At 60.3% G+C, this 16,360-nt stretch carries 20 protein-coding genes and 2 pseudogenes; 17 read left to right on the forward strand and 5 right to left on the reverse strand.

Annotated features, from left to right (window positions below; all coding sequences use genetic code 11):
• The first annotated feature begins 5 nt into the window (after window positions 1-5).
• The 5 genes from C8K63_RS22360 (at window position 6) to C8K63_RS22385 (ending at window position 3,650) form a co-directional block, all read left to right on the forward strand.
• Entirely contained in the window at window positions 6-794 is a 789-nt protein-coding gene (locus C8K63_RS22360) for a ParA family protein (RefSeq protein WP_108218662.1), read from the forward strand.
• A gap of 123 nt (window positions 795-917) precedes the next feature.
• The gene (locus C8K63_RS22365; RefSeq protein WP_108218663.1) at window positions 918-1,841 is read left to right on the forward strand and encodes a CheW domain-containing protein; all 924 of its coding nucleotides are present in this window, start codon (window positions 918-920) and stop codon (window positions 1,839-1,841) included.
• Between the two features lie 42 nt (window positions 1,842-1,883).
• Window positions 1,884-2,369 (forward strand): chemotaxis protein CheW, encoded by a 486-nt coding sequence (locus tag C8K63_RS22370; protein ID WP_007980742.1) that lies wholly within the window; start codon window positions 1,884-1,886, stop codon window positions 2,367-2,369.
• Window positions 2,370-2,762, forward strand: coding sequence for a DUF2802 domain-containing protein (locus tag C8K63_RS22375; protein ID WP_108218664.1), 393 nt, complete (start codon window positions 2,370-2,372; stop codon window positions 2,760-2,762). It begins immediately after the preceding gene.
• A gap of 387 nt (window positions 2,763-3,149) precedes the next feature.
• A complete protein-coding gene (locus tag C8K63_RS22385; RefSeq protein WP_108218666.1) occupies window positions 3,150-3,650 on the forward strand; it encodes a hypothetical protein in 501 nt (166 codons plus the stop codon).
• A 148-nt stretch (window positions 3,651-3,798) separates the two neighbouring features.
• Here the strand turns inward: C8K63_RS22385 and C8K63_RS30515 are convergent.
• The 3 genes and pseudogenes from C8K63_RS30515 to C8K63_RS22395 form a co-directional block, all read right to left on the reverse strand.
• Window positions 3,799-3,867, reverse strand: a pseudogene (locus C8K63_RS30515) (flagellar biosynthesis protein FlhB); the annotation flags it as partial.
• Between the two features lie 631 nt (window positions 3,868-4,498).
• The gene (locus tag C8K63_RS22390) at window positions 4,499-4,816 is read right to left on the reverse strand and encodes an EscU/YscU/HrcU family type III secretion system export apparatus switch protein (protein ID WP_108218667.1); all 318 of its coding nucleotides are present in this window, start codon (window positions 4,814-4,816) and stop codon (window positions 4,499-4,501) included.
• Complete coding sequence (locus C8K63_RS22395) at window positions 4,813-6,387, reverse strand: flagellar hook-length control protein FliK (protein WP_108218668.1); 1,575 nt, start codon at window positions 6,385-6,387, stop codon at window positions 4,813-4,815. Before C8K63_RS22395 ends, C8K63_RS22390 begins: the two co-directional genes overlap by 4 nt.
• Window positions 6,388-6,586: 199 nt before the next feature.
• Between C8K63_RS22395 and ccmA the strand changes: the two genes are divergently transcribed.
• The 12 genes and pseudogenes from ccmA (at window position 6,587) to phnN (ending at window position 15,144) form a co-directional block, all read left to right on the forward strand.
• The gene (ccmA, locus tag C8K63_RS22400; protein WP_108218669.1) at window positions 6,587-7,222 is read left to right on the forward strand and encodes a cytochrome c biogenesis heme-transporting ATPase CcmA; all 636 of its coding nucleotides are present in this window, start codon (window positions 6,587-6,589) and stop codon (window positions 7,220-7,222) included.
• Entirely contained in the window at window positions 7,219-7,887 is a 669-nt protein-coding gene (gene ccmB / locus C8K63_RS22405; protein ID WP_108218670.1) for a heme exporter protein CcmB, read from the forward strand. Before ccmA ends, ccmB begins: the two co-directional genes overlap by 4 nt.
• Window positions 7,888-7,977: 90 nt before the next feature.
• Window positions 7,978-8,733, forward strand: coding sequence for a heme ABC transporter permease (locus C8K63_RS22410; RefSeq protein WP_103394761.1), 756 nt, complete (start codon window positions 7,978-7,980; stop codon window positions 8,731-8,733).
• Complete coding sequence (ccmD, locus tag C8K63_RS22415) at window positions 8,730-8,906, forward strand: heme exporter protein CcmD (protein ID WP_007939192.1); 177 nt, start codon at window positions 8,730-8,732, stop codon at window positions 8,904-8,906. The genes C8K63_RS22410 and ccmD overlap by 4 nt, the downstream gene beginning before the upstream one ends.
• Window positions 8,903-9,358, forward strand: a complete 456-nt coding sequence (gene ccmE / locus C8K63_RS22420; RefSeq protein ID WP_108218671.1) for a cytochrome c maturation protein CcmE — start codon at window positions 8,903-8,905, stop codon at window positions 9,356-9,358. The genes ccmD and ccmE overlap by 4 nt, the downstream gene beginning before the upstream one ends.
• 3 nt (window positions 9,359-9,361) lie before the next feature.
• Window positions 9,362-11,350 carry a heme lyase CcmF/NrfE family subunit gene (locus tag C8K63_RS22425; RefSeq protein WP_108218672.1) on the forward strand — a complete coding sequence of 663 codons (1,989 nt, stop codon included), beginning with the start codon at window positions 9,362-9,364 and terminating at the stop codon, window positions 11,348-11,350.
• Complete coding sequence (locus C8K63_RS22430) at window positions 11,347-11,883, forward strand: DsbE family thiol:disulfide interchange protein (RefSeq protein ID WP_108218673.1); 537 nt, start codon at window positions 11,347-11,349, stop codon at window positions 11,881-11,883. The genes C8K63_RS22425 and C8K63_RS22430 overlap by 4 nt, the downstream gene beginning before the upstream one ends.
• Entirely contained in the window at window positions 11,880-12,353 is a 474-nt protein-coding gene (locus C8K63_RS22435; protein WP_108218674.1) for a cytochrome c-type biogenesis protein, read from the forward strand. The genes C8K63_RS22430 and C8K63_RS22435 overlap by 4 nt, the downstream gene beginning before the upstream one ends.
• Window positions 12,346-13,548: a c-type cytochrome biogenesis protein CcmI gene (gene ccmI / locus C8K63_RS22440; RefSeq protein WP_108218675.1), complete on the forward strand. Its 1,203-nt coding sequence runs from the start codon at window positions 12,346-12,348 to the stop codon at window positions 13,546-13,548. Before C8K63_RS22435 ends, ccmI begins: the two co-directional genes overlap by 8 nt.
• A 15-nt stretch (window positions 13,549-13,563) precedes the next feature.
• Window positions 13,564-13,971 carry a hypothetical protein gene (locus C8K63_RS22445; RefSeq protein WP_108218676.1) on the forward strand — a complete coding sequence of 136 codons (408 nt, stop codon included), beginning with the start codon at window positions 13,564-13,566 and terminating at the stop codon, window positions 13,969-13,971.
• A 306-nt stretch (window positions 13,972-14,277) separates the two neighbouring features.
• Window positions 14,278-14,436, forward strand: a pseudogene (locus C8K63_RS30975) (alpha-D-ribose 1-methylphosphonate 5-triphosphate diphosphatase); the annotation flags it as partial.
• 141 nt (window positions 14,437-14,577) lie between these two features.
• Entirely contained in the window at window positions 14,578-15,144 is a 567-nt protein-coding gene (phnN, locus tag C8K63_RS22455) for a phosphonate metabolism protein/1,5-bisphosphokinase (PRPP-forming) PhnN (protein WP_108218677.1), read from the forward strand.
• 99 nt (window positions 15,145-15,243) lie between these two features.
• Here phnN and C8K63_RS22460 read toward each other — a convergent pair whose 3' ends face one another.
• Together C8K63_RS22460 and C8K63_RS22465 are read right to left on the reverse strand one after the other, a co-directional pair.
• Window positions 15,244-16,125: a LysR family transcriptional regulator gene (locus C8K63_RS22460; RefSeq protein WP_108218678.1), complete on the reverse strand. Its 882-nt coding sequence runs from the start codon at window positions 16,123-16,125 to the stop codon at window positions 15,244-15,246.
• A 65-nt stretch (window positions 16,126-16,190) separates the two neighbouring features.
• Window positions 16,191-16,319, reverse strand: coding sequence for a hypothetical protein (locus C8K63_RS22465; RefSeq protein WP_256594984.1), 129 nt, complete (start codon window positions 16,317-16,319; stop codon window positions 16,191-16,193).
• Window positions 16,320-16,360: the final 41 nt, after the last annotated feature.

Here is a 16,360-nt window from a genome sequence, read left to right on the forward strand (position 1 = left end):
TCCGAATGAGAGTCTGGGCAGTCGCCAATCAAAAGGGTGGTGTCGGTAAAACCACTTCCTCCATCGCTTTAGCCGGTTTACTGGCGGAGGCGGGCAAGCGTGTGGTCGTGGTCGATCTCGACCCCCACGGCTCGATGACCAGCTACTTCGGCTACGACCCCGACAGCCTGGAGCACAGCAACTACGACCTGTTCCTGCACAAGGGCAACGTGCCGCAAGGTCTGCCGGGTCAATTGCTACTGTCGACCAGTGACGAACGCATTTCCCTGTTGCCGTCCAGCACCGCGCTGGCCACCCTTGAACGCCAGTCGCCGGGGCAGAGCGGTCTGGGCCTGGTGATTGCCAAGAGCCTGGCGCAACTGTGGCAGGACTACGATTACGCCGTGATCGACAGCCCGCCATTGCTCGGTGTGCTGATGGTCAATGCCTTGGCGGCGAGCCAGCAACTGGTGATCCCGGTGCAGACCGAACACCTGGCGGTCAAAGGCCTTGAGCGTATGGTCAACACCCTGGCGATGATCAACCGCTCGCGCAAACAGGCGTTGCCCTTCACCATCGTGCCGACCCTGTTTGACCGCCGCACCCAGGCCTCCCTCGGAACCTTGCGCGTGCTGCGCGACAAATTCCCCGACGAAATCTGGCAAGGCTATATCCCGGTGGACACGCGCCTGCGCGATGCCAGCCGCGCCGGTCTGACGCCTTCGCAATTCGACGGCAAGAGCCGTGGCGTTCTCGCTTACCGCGCGTTGCTCAAGCATCTGCTGGCGGCACAACTCGTTCCGCAGGTGGCGTGAGATGAATTCAATCCCTGTAGGAGCTGCCGCAGGCTGCGATCTTTTGATCCCGCTTTGCGGCGTCTTTGAAAAGATCAAGATCAAAAGATCGCAGCCTTCGGCAGCTCCTACGATGGTGTGCGCATGAATCGGCCGGTGAAGGTCACCTCGCGCCCGCAATTGGCGCTGCAGTCGTATCTGGACGCCTTGCTGCAGGACGCAACCGAGGAGTTGCCGCCAGAAGTCGAGGCGCTGCCCGAGGTTGAAGCGGCGCTGGATGAGTTCCAGGCCGCCGTGCTCGAAGAGCAGGCTCGTGATGCGCAAAAACCAGCAGTGGCTGCTGCCCCCGTCGTTGTGCCAATGGCAAAAGCACCAGTGGCCGTGATCGAAGCGCCGGCACCGGTCCTGGCGCCGGTATCGACCATCGCGCCGTTGCTGCAAACACTGGTGGCGCCTGTCGCCGAAGTGCAGCCTGCACCAGAGCCTGTGGCGCTCGAGGTGCAGCCGACTCTGGTGGCGCCGGTGGTCGAAGTGCATCTGCCACCCGCAAACACGCCGCCACCGGTACAAACCGACGGTCGTCCGTCCTGGGCTGCCGAACCCTTCGAATGCCTGCTGTTCGATGTCGCCGGGTTGACCCTGGCGGTGCCGCTGGTGTGCCTGGGCTCGATTTACTCCCTGGCCGGTCACGAGCTGACGCCGTTGTTCGGCCAGCCGGAATGGTTCCTGGGCATCCTGCCGAGTCAGGCGGGCAACCTGAAAGTGCTGGATACCGCGCGTTGGGTCATGCCCGACCGTTACCGCGACGATTTCAAGCAGGGTCTGCAATACGTGATTTCGGTGCAAGGCTACGAGTGGGGGTTGGCGGTGCATCAGGTCAGCCGCTCGTTGCGCCTGGACCCGAATGAAATCAAATGGAGAAGTCACCGAGGCCAGCGGCCATGGCTCGCCGGCACGGTGATTGAACACATGTGCGCCTTGCTTGACGTTTCCGCGCTGGCCGAGTTGATCGCCAGCGGCGGGGCAAAGCACATGGGCGGCCACAAGCCGACCCACAAAACTACATAACAGAACAACACCGCCAAGGCGGTTTCTTGAGGGGATCAGGGTATGAATGACAAGGCGACGGCGGCAAAGGGTTCCGAAGATCCGATCCTGCAATGGGTCACCTTCAAGCTGGACAACGAGACCTACGGCATCAACGTGATGCGCGTCCAGGAAGTCCTGCGCTACACCGAAATCGCCCCGGTCCCTGGTGCCCCGAGTTACGTGCTGGGCATCATCAACCTGCGCGGCAACGTCGTCACCGTGATCGACACCCGCCAGCGCTTCGGCCTGATGAATGCCGAGATCAGCGACAACACCCGTATCGTCATCATCGAAGCCGACAAGCAGGTGGTCGGGATCATGGTCGACAGCGTGGCCGAAGTGGTTTACCTGCGTCAGTCGGAAATCGAAACCGCGCCGAACGTGGGTAACGAAGAGTCCGCCAAGTTCATTCAAGGCGTGTGCAACAAGAACAACGAATTGCTCATCCTGGTCGAGCTCGACAAGATGATGAGCGAAGAAGAATGGTCGGAACTGGAGAGTATCTGATTGATTCTCGAGGTTGCGGTCATTGTCCTGTTCCTGTTCTGGGCAGGCACGCTGGCAATGTTCCTGGCGTACATTCGCAGTCAAAAGCAGATCGCCGCGCAACAGGCCAAGGGTAATGCGCTGCGTGATCAGCGCATCAAGGACCTGGGCAAGCGTGTCGACGATTACCAGAACGCTAATGTGCGCATGGGCGAAGACCTGCATGAACTGCGCGCGGTGGTCGGGCCGTTGCCGGACAAACTCGCTCAGCTGGAACAACGCGACCCCTCAAGCCTGTCGTTCGCCCAAGCAGCGCGACTGGTCGGAATGGGCGCCAGCGTCAACGAACTGACCCAGTCCTGCGGCCTGACCCAGGCTGAGGCGGAGTTGATGAGCAAGTTGCACAAGAACTGACGGCCTGTAGGAGCAGCCGGTCGACGCTCGATTGCTCGCGATGGTCGTTAACGATGACGCGAGCTTCCTGGAGAAACGCGGCGCTCATACGTCCATCGCGAGCAGGCTCGCTCCTACAGTGGTTCTATGTCGGACACAAAAACCGTGTTCACTGAGGATTAATTGTGGGAGCGAGCTTGCTCCGGGCGGCGTTCCGACGATGGCGTCTTCGAATGCGCAGCAATCTTCCCCGCGATCCGACGCATCCCTCCCTTCATCCTCAGACAGGAATTACGCGGTCGTAGTCTCCTGCCTATAGCTTTTTCAGATCCCGCTATCTTGTGATCGCAACCCGTCATCAGTAGGTTGAGCATCTTGTTCATACCTATCTCAGTGCCTGGAAGGCTTATGATCGACATTCTGCGCGGTACACCGCTGTGGGTTTATGCGGTTTTTCTGATTCTGACTTATTACGGTGTCATTGCCTGCTTCAAGAGTCATGAGTCGAAAAGGTCATTGCAAATCACGCCGGTGATATTCGTGAGCCTGTCCCTGGCTTCGCTGAATCTCTCCCAAGGTGTAGTCATTCCACTCTCGGCCTATGTAATCGGGTTATTGGGGGGATGGTTGCTGGCACTGCGCTTTTTCTCGTACAGCAATGTGCAGCGCGAAGGGGAACATCTGGTTCTGCCTGGCACGATCAAGGTGCTGATTGTGTATTGGGGCTTTTTTGCCTGGCGTTATTACCTTGGCTTTCAGGCAGCGATGTATCCGGAAATGGCCAATGAATTGCCGATGGCGGCATGGTCGGCACTGGGGGCTGGCCTTATCAATGGATTGATTGTCGGTCGCAGTCTCAAGCTTTTGCGCATTGTAGGAGCTGGCTTGCCAGCGAAGGCGGCTAAATGATCGGTGCAATATTCAAGGCCGTGGAATGGCGTACGCCCTGTAGGAGCTGTCGAGTGAAACGAGGCTGCGATCTTTTACTTTCAACACAAACTCAATAATCATCCCCGCGTTCGGTGACATCTTTCTCCACCATCACCGCTTCTGGACTCTACCCCTCGGGAAACTTGCCCTTCAGATTCCACGCAAACGCAATGATCTCGGCAATCGTGCGGTACAACTCCATCGCAACATTCTCCTGATCAGAAATTTCTTTTGCTCAAACCTGTTGAGGTGGTTCGGCAGTCTCTTGTCGTGCGCCAATGATTAAATAATCGTTAATACGTTGTTTAGCGCCAATTCTGGCGCTCGAAAACTTTTTTAAATCCATTGTTTTGAAATGCTTTTATAAAACAAAAAATTGTCATATTTGATAGTTTGATATTTGCTGGGAGGGGTATTCAATAAGCGTATCCCGTACTAAGGGATCTTTCGGCCTCGGCCTTACATCTAGGATATTCAAAATGAGCAAAGTTAACGCGATTAGAGAAATCGGCACCGTGGTAGAGTTTTCTCCTATGGAGGGTATTGGGCACGTATCAATATCAAGCATTGAGGGTGCAAGGGCTAGATTTAACCACAAACACTGGGGAGGGACGGGTTGGCCGGAAGTGGGAAAACGAGTTTCTTATATTCTTAGTCGGTTTGGAGGTGGGTCGCCCCCTGACTACCGTGCAGAATATCTTCTAGACCATCCGGAGTAAAAGTCAGTGACCAGTTGACGGGTAGCTGTTGGACACTGTGCGAAAACGCAGTCGGTATATAGGAGCATTTAAACGCTATCTGATGACTGGCGAGGATTTCAACCTGACTTAGTAGGGCGTGATATCACGCTCTACTCCCTGCGCCTCCGGATCCTGCCCCTCGGGAAACTTGCCCTTCAGATTCCACGCAAACGCAATGATCTCGGCAATCGTCAGATACAGCTCCTGTGGAATGCTGTCCCCCAGCTCCATCCGCGCCAGCAGTCTCACCAGTTCAGCGTTTTCGTAAATCGGCACTTCGCAGTCGCGGGCAATGCGCAGGATTTCTTCCGCCAGTTCTTCGTCGCCCTTGGCGGTGAGGGTGGGGGCGTGGGTGCCGTCGTATTTGAGAGCGATGGCCTGGCGTGGGGCGTTGGGGTTTTTCATGCGGTTTCGTCGACCCAGCGTTGTTCGAGGCGGGTTTGCGGGCCCTGGGGTGGTGTGCCGAGGTGGCAATCGAGGTCGCCGACGTTCAGACCCGCGGACAGCAAGCGGTCGCGTAGCCCGCTCAGGTTGCTTTCGATCAGGCTGGCGGTGTAAGGCCGTTCGGCCCAGAGCTGGCCGGATAGACTGCCCTTGATCAGCTGCGCCTGGATTTGCAGCGGCCCCAAAGGCTCCATGGCGAAGGTCAGTTCCACACGCCACAGCTGTTGTTTGGGCTCGCGTTCTTCGCGACGTTCCTTCGGCTGGTCTTTTTCGGGTGATTCTTCACGCTGGAACTTGACCTGCAAGGGCACGATGTCCTGCAGATTGCGCATCGGGATTTCCAGCTGCCAGGTGCTCATCAGTCGCCCGTCGGCGGTTACGCCGGTTTGTTCCAGGCTCGACAGCTGATGGCTTTGCAGGCGTGAAACCGCGGCGGCGGCCAGGCGCAGCAGGTGTTCGAGGTCGTTTTCACCGTCGGCGCTTTGCAACTGGCGTTCGGGCAGCGGGAAACCGCTCGGCGACGGTTTGGCACTGACCTGGCCAAGCATGCCCAGGGCATTGCGGACAAAATTCGGCATGGCCTGGGCCAGGATGTTGGCGGCGATGATCGCGCCGAGGCTGGTGTTGGCCGGCAAGCCTTGACTCAATTGCGCAACCAGTTTCAGCAGGTCGCCTTTCATGTCCGGTGCGAGTGTCGGGTTTTGCCCGGTCAGCAGTTTGCTTTCGAGGAACACGCCGCTGTTGGCCACGGCCTGGGCCAGGCCCTTGGGGGTGCTCAATTGTTGAACATCCGGCAGGACGGCGAGCAACCGGGCGGCGGCGCTGCGCAATTCAACGGATGTCTGGTCCGAGGGCGCAAGGTTTTGCAGGAGCTTGAGCAAGCCAGCGAGCGAACCCTGACGGCTTTGCTGGTCGACCAGTTGCCGGGTCACCGCCAGTTGTTCCTGGCGGCTGCTCAGCGGCACGAACTTCAAGGTCTGGGCGTCCTGTACCTGCGCGCTCAACAAGGTGCCGATGCGCAAGGGCTGCGGACTGTCGATGCTCAGGGTGCTGCCACTCAGTGCGGTATTGAGCAGGCTCACCATCGAGCGAAACACCATGGGCTGGCCAGGCACCAGGGGCAGCACTTGCGAGGTCAGCACTTTGCCCTGCAGCAGTGTGTCAATGGGCAGTTGCGCGGTGTCGAGGCGGGTGAGGGTGGCGACGCTGGAGGCGATGGCCTGTTGCACCGTCACGGCCAGACTGCCGGCCGAGGGTTGGGTGACGACCAGCGTGGTGCCCTGGGCCAGCGGTTGATTACTGGTGGTCTGGACCGTGGTCTGGCGCCCGCTGTCGAGGGTGACCTTGAGCAGCATCTGGAAAGTCTGATCCGCCTGCTTGAGCGACAAGACTTCAGCCTGTGCGGTTTGACCGACGCTGATCAGCCCCTCCACCGGCGTCAGCAACTTGAGCAATTCACCGCTGACCACCGGCGGGTGCGATGTCGCCGGGAGGGTTTGCGGTAGCGGGAGGATGTTCATTTCGCCTGTCATACGCGGTCACAACCTGAGGAAAATCCACTCTTTGGAGTAAGGCCTGGCATGTATAATGCCGCGCCGTTGTATCCAAAAATGGCGAAAACTTTGCAATTGTTTGACGCAGCTCTCTAGAACAAGACGTCATTGCATCTATGCTGCATCTCTTTAACGGCCGCGCCAGTGCCGACTTGAACCGTATAAGGCCCGTGATCCCTTGACCAGTCCTGTCCTGCAAACCGTTGCCCTTGCCTGTGAGCGAGACCTTCGGCTGCTCTTCGAAAATCTCGATTTGAGACTGGCCAGTGGCGAAATGGTACAAATCAGCGGCCCCAACGGCAGTGGCAAGACCAGCCTGCTACGCCTGCTCTCGGGGCTGATGCAGCCGACCGCCGGTCAAGTGCTGCTCAACGGCCAGCCGCTGAACGAGCAACGCTTTGAGCTGGCGCGCAACCTGCTGTGGATCGGCCACGCGGCCGGGATCAAGGATTTGCTGACGCCGGAAGAGAATCTGAGCTGGCTGTGTGCCTTGCATCATCCGGCGACCCATGAGGCGATCTGGCAGGCGCTGGCGGCGGTCGGGCTGCGCGGATTCGAGGATGTGCCTTGCCACACCCTGTCAGCCGGTCAACAGCGTCGCGTCGCCTTGGCTCGCCTGTATCTGGACAGTCCGCCACTGTGGATCCTCGATGAACCCTTTACCGCCCTCGACAAGCAGGGCGTGGCACAGCTTGAATCTCATCTGGCCGGCCACTGCGAACGCGGCGGGATGGTGGTGTTGACCACTCATCACACGCTGAGCCGGATGCCGGCCGGTTATCGCGACATCGATCTGGGGAGCTGGGCCGTATGAGTGTTTTCGGCCTGCTGGTCGCCCGCGAGGCTCGTCTGCTGTTCCGTCGTCCGGCGGAACTGGCCAATCCACTGGTGTTCTTTGCCATCGTCGTTTCCCTGTTCCCGCTGGCGGTCGGTCCCGAGTCTCAATTGTTGCAAACCTTGTCTCCGGGACTGGTCTGGGTCGCAGCGCTTTTATCGGTCCTGCTCTCGCTGGACGGGCTTTTCCGCAGTGATTTCGAGGATGGATCGCTCGAGCAGTGGGTCCTTTCGCCGCACCCCCTGGCTCTTCTGGTTTTGGCCAAAGTGCTGGCACACTGGGCTTTTTCCGGCCTGGCACTGGTTTTGCTCGCACCCTTGCTGGCGCTGATGCTCGGTTTGCCTGCCGCCTGTCTGCCAGTGTTGCTGCTTTCGTTGCTGCTCGGTACACCAGTACTAAGCCTGCTCGGTGCGGTGGGTGCGGCACTGACCGTGGGCTTGAAACGCGGTGGCCTGTTACTGGCACTGCTGATTCTGCCGCTGTACATCCCGGTATTGATCCTTGGCAGTGGCGCCTTGCAGGCTGCCTTGCAGGGAATGCCGGCGACCGGTTATCTGTTGTGGCTTGGCAGCCTGAGCGCCCTGGCGATAACCCTGACACCTTTTGCAATAGCTGCTGGCCTGAAGATCAGCGTCGGCGAATAATGAGATCTGGTTAAAAAATGACCACTCTTTTAAAAAAAAAAGCAGGCCCTGGCTCTTCATAGTAAAGAGCAACCGTGACGGAAACAGAGTATGAACTGGACGTGGTTTCACAAACTCGGCTCGCCCAAATGGTTTTACGGCATCAGCGGCAAAATGTTGCCCTGGCTGAGCGTCGCGGCGTTGTTGCTGATCAGCGTTGGCGTGGTCTGGGGCCTGGCCTTCGCGCCGCCGGACTATCAGCAGGGCAACAGCTTTCGCATCATCTATATCCACGTCCCGGCCGCCATGCTGGCGCAGTCCATCTACGTGATGCTGGCCGTGTGCGGCATCGTCGGCCTCGTGTGGAAGATGAAACTGGCCGACGTCGCCTTGCAATGCGCGGCGCCCATTGGCGCCTGGATGACCGCGGTGGCGCTGGTCACCGGGGCGATCTGGGGCAAACCGACCTGGGGCTCATGGTGGGTCTGGGATGCACGCCTAACGTCCATGTTGATTCTGCTGTTCCTGTACTTCGGTCTCATTGCGTTGGGCAACGCGATCAGCAATCGTGACAGCGCGGCCAAGGCCTGCGCGGTGCTGGCGATCGTCGGCGTGATCAACATCCCGATCATCAAGTACTCGGTGGAGTGGTGGAACACCCTGCACCAGGGTGCGACCTTCACCCTCACCGAAAAACCGGCGATGCCCGCCGAGATGTGGCTGCCATTGCTGCTGACGGCGCTGGGTTTCTACTGTTTCTTCGGCGCGGTCCTGCTGCTGCGCATGCGTCTTGAAGTGCTCAAGCGCGAAGCCCGGGCCAGTTGGGTCAAAACCGAAGTGGAAAACAGCCTGGAGGTCGCTCGATGAGTTTTGCTTCATTCGGCGACTTTCTCGCCATGGGTCATCATGGCCTGTATGTCTGGTCAGCCTATGGCATCTGCCTGGCGGTATTGGCCCTCAACGTGGCGGCGCCGATCCTGGCCCGCAAGCGGTATCTGCAACAAGAGGCGCGTCGTCTGCGCCGGGAGAACGGCCAGTGAATCCGCTGCGCAAAAAGCGTCTTGTCATCATTCTCGCGATCCTCGCAGGCCTTGGCTTGGCCGTTTGGGCCGCATTGGGTGCTTTGCAACAGAACATCAATCTGTTCTACACACCGACCCAGATCGCCAACGGCGAAGCCCCGCAAGGCACGCGCATTCGTGCTGGCGGCATGGTCGAGAAGGGCTCGCTGGAGCGTTCCGGTGATTCCCTGGACGTGAAGTTTGTCGTCACCGACTTCAACAAGTCCGTGACCATCACTTATCGCGGCATCCTGCCGGACCTGTTCCGTGAAGGGCAGGGCATCGTCGCCCTGGGCAAGCTCAATGCCGATGGCGTGGTAGTGGCCGATGAAGTGCTGGCCAAACACGATGAGAAGTACATGCCGCCGGAAGTGACCAAGGCGTTGAAAGACAGCGGTCAATCGGCTCCAACGCCCGCGAAGGAGGGTTGATCCATGACATCCGGCATCTTTATTCCCGAGCTTGGCCACCTGGCGATGATCCTGGCCCTTTGCTTCGCCCTGGCCCAGGCGGTGGTGCCATTGCTCGGTGCCTGGCGCGGTGATCGCCTGTGGATGAGCCTGGCCCAGCCGGCGGCGTGGGGGCAATTCACCTTTCTGCTGTTTGCCTTCGGTTGCCTGACCTACGCCTTCATGGCGGACGATTTCTCCGTGGCCTATGTGGCCAACAACTCCAACAGCGCGTTGCCGTGGTACTACAAGTTCAGCGCCGTGTGGGGTGCCCACGAAGGTTCCTTGTTGTTGTGGGCCTTGATTCTCGGCGGCTGGACCTTCGCGGTGTCGGTGTTTTCCCGGCAGTTGCCGCAGGTCATGCTGGCCCGCGTGCTGGCGGTGATGGGCATGATCAGCACCGGTTTCCTGCTGTTCCTGATCATGACCTCCAACCCGTTCAAGCGCATCCTGCCGCAAATGCCCACCGACGGTGCCGACCTCAACCCGCTGCTGCAAGACATCGGTCTGATCGTTCACCCGCCGATGCTGTACATGGGCTACGTCGGTTTCTCGGTGGCCTTCGCCTTCGCCATCGCCGCGCTGATGGGCGGTCGCCTGGATGCTGCCTGGGCGCGCTGGTCGCGTCCGTGGACCATCGTTGCCTGGGCGTTCCTCGGTATCGGCATTACCCTGGGTTCGTGGTGGGCGTACTACGAACTCGGCTGGGGCGGCTGGTGGTTCTGGGACCCGGTGGAAAACGCCTCGTTCATGCCATGGCTGGTGGGCACCGCGCTGATTCACTCGCTGGCGGTCACGGAAAAACGTGGCGTGTTCAAGAGCTGGACCGTGTTGCTGGCCATCGCCGCATTCTCCTTGAGCCTGCTCGGTACCTTCCTCGTGCGTTCCGGTGTGCTGACCTCGGTGCACGCCTTTGCGTCCGATCCGGAGCGCGGCGTGTTCATCCTGATTTTCTTGCTGTTCGTGGTCGGTGGTTCGCTGACGCTGTTCGCCCTGCGCGCGCCGGTGGTCAAGAGCCAGGTGGGCTTCAACCTCTGGTCCCGGGAAACCCTGTTGTTGGGCAACAACCTGGTGCTGGTGGTGGCGGCGTCGATGATCCTGCTCGGCACTTTGTACCCGCTGATTCTGGACGCCATGACCGGCGCCAAGCTGTCGGTCGGCCCGCCGTACTTCAACGCGCTGTTCATTCCGTTGATGGCGTTGTTGATGGTGGTGATGGCGGTCGGTGTGATCGTGCGCTGGAAAGACACCCCGGTGAAATGGCTGGTGAACATGCTGACGCCGATTTTGCTGGGCAGTGCCGCTTTGGCCGTGGTGGCCGGCGTCGCGTACGGCGATTTCAACTGGGCAGTGCTCGCGACCTTCATGCTCGCGGCCTGGGTGTTGCTGGCCGGTGTGCGTGACATCATCGACAAGACTCGCCACAAGGGCCTGATCAAGGGCCTGCCGACCCTGACCCGCAGTTACTGGGGCATGCAGGTCGCGCACCTGGGCATTGCCGTGTGTGCGCTGGGTGTCGTGCTGTCGAGCCAGAACAGTGCCGAGCGTGACCTGCGCCTGGCGCCGGGCGAGTCCATGGACCTGGCCGGCTACCACTTCATCTTCGAAGGCGCCAAACACTTTGAAGGCCCGAACTTCACGTCCGACAAGGGTACCGTCCGGGTGATCCGCAACGGTAAGGAAGTCAGTGTGCTGCACCCGGAAAAACGCCTCTATACCGTGCAGAACTCGGTGATGACTGAAGCGGGCATCGACGCCGGTTTCACCCGCGACCTCTACGTCGCCCTCGGTGAACCCTTGGGTAACGGTGCCTGGGCTGTGCGCGTGCACGTCAAACCGTTCGTGCGCTGGATCTGGTTCGGTGGTTTGCTGACTGGCTTCGGCGGGTTGCTGGCGGCGCTGGATCGGCGATATCGGGTCAAGGTCAAAAGCCGCGTGCGCGAAGCACTGGGCATGTCGGGAGCCACTGCATGAAGCGTTGGTTGATGTTGTTGCCACTGGCGATTTTTCTGGTGGTCGCTGTATTCCTTTACCGTGGGTTGTACCTGGATCCGGCCGAGTTGCCTTCGGCCATGATCAACAAGCCGTTCCCGGAGTTTTCCCTGCCGACAGTGCAGGGCGACAAGTCCCTGACCCGCACTGACATTCTCGGCAAACCAGCGCTGGTCAACGTCTGGGGCACCTGGTGCATTTCCTGCCGGGTCGAGCACCCGGTGTTGAACAAGCTGGCCCAGCAAGGCGTGACGATCTACGGCATCAACTACAAGGACGTCAACGCCGATGCCTTGAAGTGGCTGACGGATTTCCACAACCCGTATGTACTGGACATTCGTGACGACGAAGGCTCGCTGGGCCTGAATCTCGGTGTCTACGGCGCACCGGAAACCTTCTTCATCGACGCCAAGGGCATCATCCGCGACAAGTTCGTCGGTGTGATCGACGAACAGGTCTGGCGCGAAAAACTGGCGGTCAAATACCAGGCGCTGGTCGACGAGGCCAAGCCATGAAGCGCTGGATCGCTGCCGCTGTTCTGGGATTGAGCCTGGCGGGCGTGGCCCACGCGGCCATCGACACCTACGAGTTCGCCAAGGAAGAAGATCGCGAGCGTTTCCGCGAACTGACCAAGGAGCTGCGTTGCCCCAAGTGTCAGAACCAGGACATCGCCGATTCCAACGCACCAATTGCCGCCGACCTGCGCAAAGAGATTTTCCGCATGCTCGGCGAGGGCAAGGACAACCAGCAGATCATCGATTTCATGGTCGATCGCTACGGTGATTTCGTCCGCTACAAACCTGCGCTGAACGCCAAGACTGCCTTGCTCTGGTTCGGCCCCGCCGGCCTGTTGCTGGGCGGTGTCGTGATCATCGCGGTGATCGTCCGCCGTCGTCGCGTGCAACGCGCCGGCACCCCGGGCTCGCTGTCTGCCGAGGAGCGTTCGCGCCTCGACCACCTGTTGGATAAAACCAAGAATGATTGATTTCTGGCTCGCTGCAGGTCTGCTGCTTCTGGTGGCCCTGAGTTTTCTGTTGATCCCGGTGCTGCGCAGCCGTCGCGCCCAGCGTGAAGAGGATCGTACTGCCCTGAACGTCGCGCTTTATCAGGAGCGCGTGGCTGAGTTGCAGACTCAGCAGGAAGAGGGCGTGCTCGATGCGGCGCAAATGGACGCCGGTCGCGCCGAAGCGGCCCGTGAGTTGCTGGCGGACACCGAAGGTGTCGAAGCGCCGCGGGTGTCGCGTCTGGGCAAACCCTTGCCATTGCTGGCGGCCGTTCTGGTACCGGTGCTGGGCCTGGGGCTGTACCTGCATTACGGCGCCAGTGACAAGGTTGAGCTGACCCGCGAGTTCGCGCAGGCACCGCAATCGATGGAAGAGATGACCAAACGCCTGGAGCGCACGGTTGCCGCTCAACCGGACTCCGCCGAAGGCACGTACTTCCTCGGTCGTACCTACATGGCTCAGGATCGCCCGGCGGACGCGGCGAAGATGTTCGAGCGCACGGTGAACCTGGCCGGTCGTCAGCCGGAACTGCTCGGCCAATGGGCCCAGGCCCAGTACTTCGCCGATGGCAAGAAGTGGTCGGACAAGGTCCAGGCTCTGACCGACGAAGCGCTCAAGGCTGATCCGAAGGAAGTCACCAGCCTCGGCCTGCTCGGCATCGCTGCGTTTGAAGGCGAGCGCTATCAGGAGGCTATCGACTATTGGAATCGCCTGCTGGCGCAACTGCCGCCGCAAGACAGATCCCGCGAGGCGTTGCAAGGCGGGATTACCCGGGCCACGGAGAAGCTGGTGGCCAGTGGCGGCAAGGTTGCGCAGGCACCGGCGGCCAAGGCCTCGGCACTGCTCAAGGTCAGTGTCGATCTGGCCGCGGACCTCAAGGCCAAAGTCCAGCCTGGCGACAGCGTGTTCATCTTCGCCCGTGCGATCTCCGGTCCTCCGGCCCCGCTGGCGGTCAAGCGCTTGACCGTGGCCGACCTGCCGGTGACCGTCGAACTGGGCGATGCCGACGCAATGATGCCGCAATTGAAACTGTCGAACTTCCCTGAAGTCCAACTGGTGGCGCGCATTTCCCGTGCCGGCAAACCCACTGCCGGCGAATGGATCGGTCGCAGCCAGCCCCTGGCCAGCAGCACCACCGCGCCGCAAACACTGACCATCGACAGCCCGGACAAATAACAGGAAAACGCAATCATGACCGCATTCGCTCGTATCACCCTGCTCAGCGTCGTTATGGGGTTAAGCGCTTGTGCGGTCCAGCAACCAACGGAACAACAGGCACCACCACCGTTCCCGCCGTCGCAGCCCAGCCCCACGCCATCGACTTCGCCTGTACCGAGCAAACCGAGCATCCCGGCCAAACCCTCCAAGCCGTTGCCACGCACTTCTGCGAGCTTCGCGCCACCACCCGGGGGCAACAGCCATTGGGATCCGAAGCTTGGTGTGTATGTGCTCGATGACCAGCCCAATACCTTTTATCGCCAGCGTACCTATTACCGTTGGGATAACGGCTGGAGCCGGTCGATCAGTCCGAAGGGGCCGTGGGAGGAGACGGATATCCACGGTGTGCCGGGTGGCCTGGGGCGGCAATTCGGGCAGTAGCGAATAAGGCGATCTTCGGGTCGCCTTTTTTGGGCCTGTTGAATAATCCGGTTCAACCCCAATCCCTGTAGGAGCTGGCTTGTCGGGTCGCCGCATCGCAGCGAAGGCGGCCTGATAGCCGACCAATTTCCTTCGAATGTACCCAGCCCGACTGTAGGAGCTGCCGAAGGCTCGGTCCGCGCTCGGGCGATCTTTTGATCTTGTTTGTCAGCAATAAAGCCAAAAGATCGCAGCCTCGTTGCACTCGACAGCTCCTACGGGGAAATGCGCACGCATGAAGAACCAGGTCGGCCGGTAGGCCGCCTCGGGCTGCACCTGCGCCGTGAGCTGTGCGGCCTGGACATTTTCAGCGTGTTCCGCGATCTGGTGGAAAACCCGCTGGTGCAGTTGGTGTCGGTGATGGACCGCTCGCCGGGTCAGCGCCAGTCAGTACTGGAATCCAAGTACCGTGAGTACTTACCGGGAGCACGGCGTGAATGTGTCGATGGGCACACCGAACATCGTGCGCGGCGAGTCACACTCGGGTAACGTGGCCGCCGCAGATCAGACCGCATCGGGTCTGCCGAAGGTCCAGCAAGTATGGCGACAAGCAACGAGGGTGTTTTGATGTCAGGCAGGTTGATCTATCTCATCGGGCCTTCAGGTTCGGGCAAGGACAGCCTGCTGGATGCTGCGCGAACGCGGTTGGCCGAACGCGGCTGCCGCATTGTGCGGCGGGTCATCACTCGCTCGGCCGAAGCCGTGGGCGAGGCGGCGCTGGGTGTCAGTGCGCAGCAATTCGCCGATATGGAGGCCAAGGGCGCATTTGCCTTGAGCTGGCACGCCAATGGGTTGTCCTATGGCATCCCGCGGGAAATCGACGATTGGCTAGCCGCCGGGCAGGACGTACTGGTCAATGGCTCTCGGGGGCATTTGCAGAACACGCGCTCGCGCTATCCGAACGTGTTAGTGCTGTTGTTGACTGTGGATCAAGCAGTACTGCGCCATCGCTTGCTGGAGCGTGGGCGGGAATCGCTGACCGAGATCAATCAGCGGTTGGCACGCAATGCCCGGTTCAGCGAGCAACTGCTGGCGCAAGACTCGACCGTGCACCTGCTCGACAACTCCGGACAACTTGAGCAAACGGTCGAACGGTTGCTGGCCTGCTTTGACGAGCAACCTCCATGTGTCTGACATTGCCGGGAACGAACGACGATGAATTACCTGTGTACGCGCTTAATGTAGGAGCTGGCGCAGCCTGCGATCTTTTGATCTTGATTGAGGGGCTGAAACTTACTTCATCAACAACCCCTGCACATACTCCACGAACGCCCGAGCCTTGGCGCTGGCCATTCTGCCTGTGGGGAACACCGCCCACAGGTCCAGGTCCGGCAATGCCCAGTCCTTCATCGCTTCCCGGACCGAGCCGTCGGCCAGTTCCGGTGCGAACATCCATTGCGAGGCCATGGTCAGGCCTTGATGAGCCAGCACGGCTTCACGCAGGCCTTCGGCGGCGTTGACGCGGATCCGGCCGCTGATGTTCACCGACTGCTCCTCGCCGGCCTTGTCGAACCGCCAACTGGCGCCGCCGCCAAGGCTGTAGACGACTGCCTGATGCTTGCACAGGTCGTCGGGGCAGGTGGGTTCGCCATGTTTTGCGAAGTACGCTGGCGTGCCCAGCACCATGCGCCGGCATTCGGCGATTTTGCGGGCGGTCAGGGCAGAGTCGCTCAGCTCACCCATGCGCAGGGCGACATCGACGCCTTCTTCCACCAGATTGACGTTGCGATCGTCGAGCATCAGGTCGATGTTCAGCTCCGGGTTTTGCTCCAGGAAGGGGCCCAGGTGCGGAACGATGTGCAGCCGGCCGAAGGTGACCGCCGCGCAGATGCGCAGGTTGCCGGTCAGCCCGCTGGCCGCACCGCGCGCGGCGTTATCAGCCTCGTCGGCTTCTTCGATGGTGCGCTTGGCCCGTTCGAAAAAGGCCAGCCCGGCCTCGGTGGGCGTCAGGCCCCGGGTCGAACGCAGCAACAGCCGCACCGCCAGCCGCGATTCGAGTTGCGCGATGGTTTTCGACACGGCCGGCTGGCCGATGTTCAGACGCCGGGCGGCAGCGGAAAACGAGCCGGTTTCCACCACGTAGACGAAGGTTTCCATTGCAGCGAGGCGGTCCATCGGAAGTCCTTGTAGAGATCAAATGTAGCAGCGAGCCTACTCGCCCCCACAATTGATGAATGGTGTCAGTGCGAACCGCGAATTGTATCCAGCATCGCCTCAGGCTCGGGACGCTGAGTGTAATCCGGGTTGACCTCGGCGTAACGGATCACACCATCTCGGCCGATCACATAACGCCCCGGCATGGGCAGCATCACACTCTGCAAAACAACCGAGCGTCGTACTGCGAGATTTT

The organism is Pseudomonas sp. GV085, from assembly GCF_003050925.1.
Lineage (GTDB): Bacteria > Pseudomonadota > Gammaproteobacteria > Pseudomonadales > Pseudomonadaceae > Aquipseudomonas.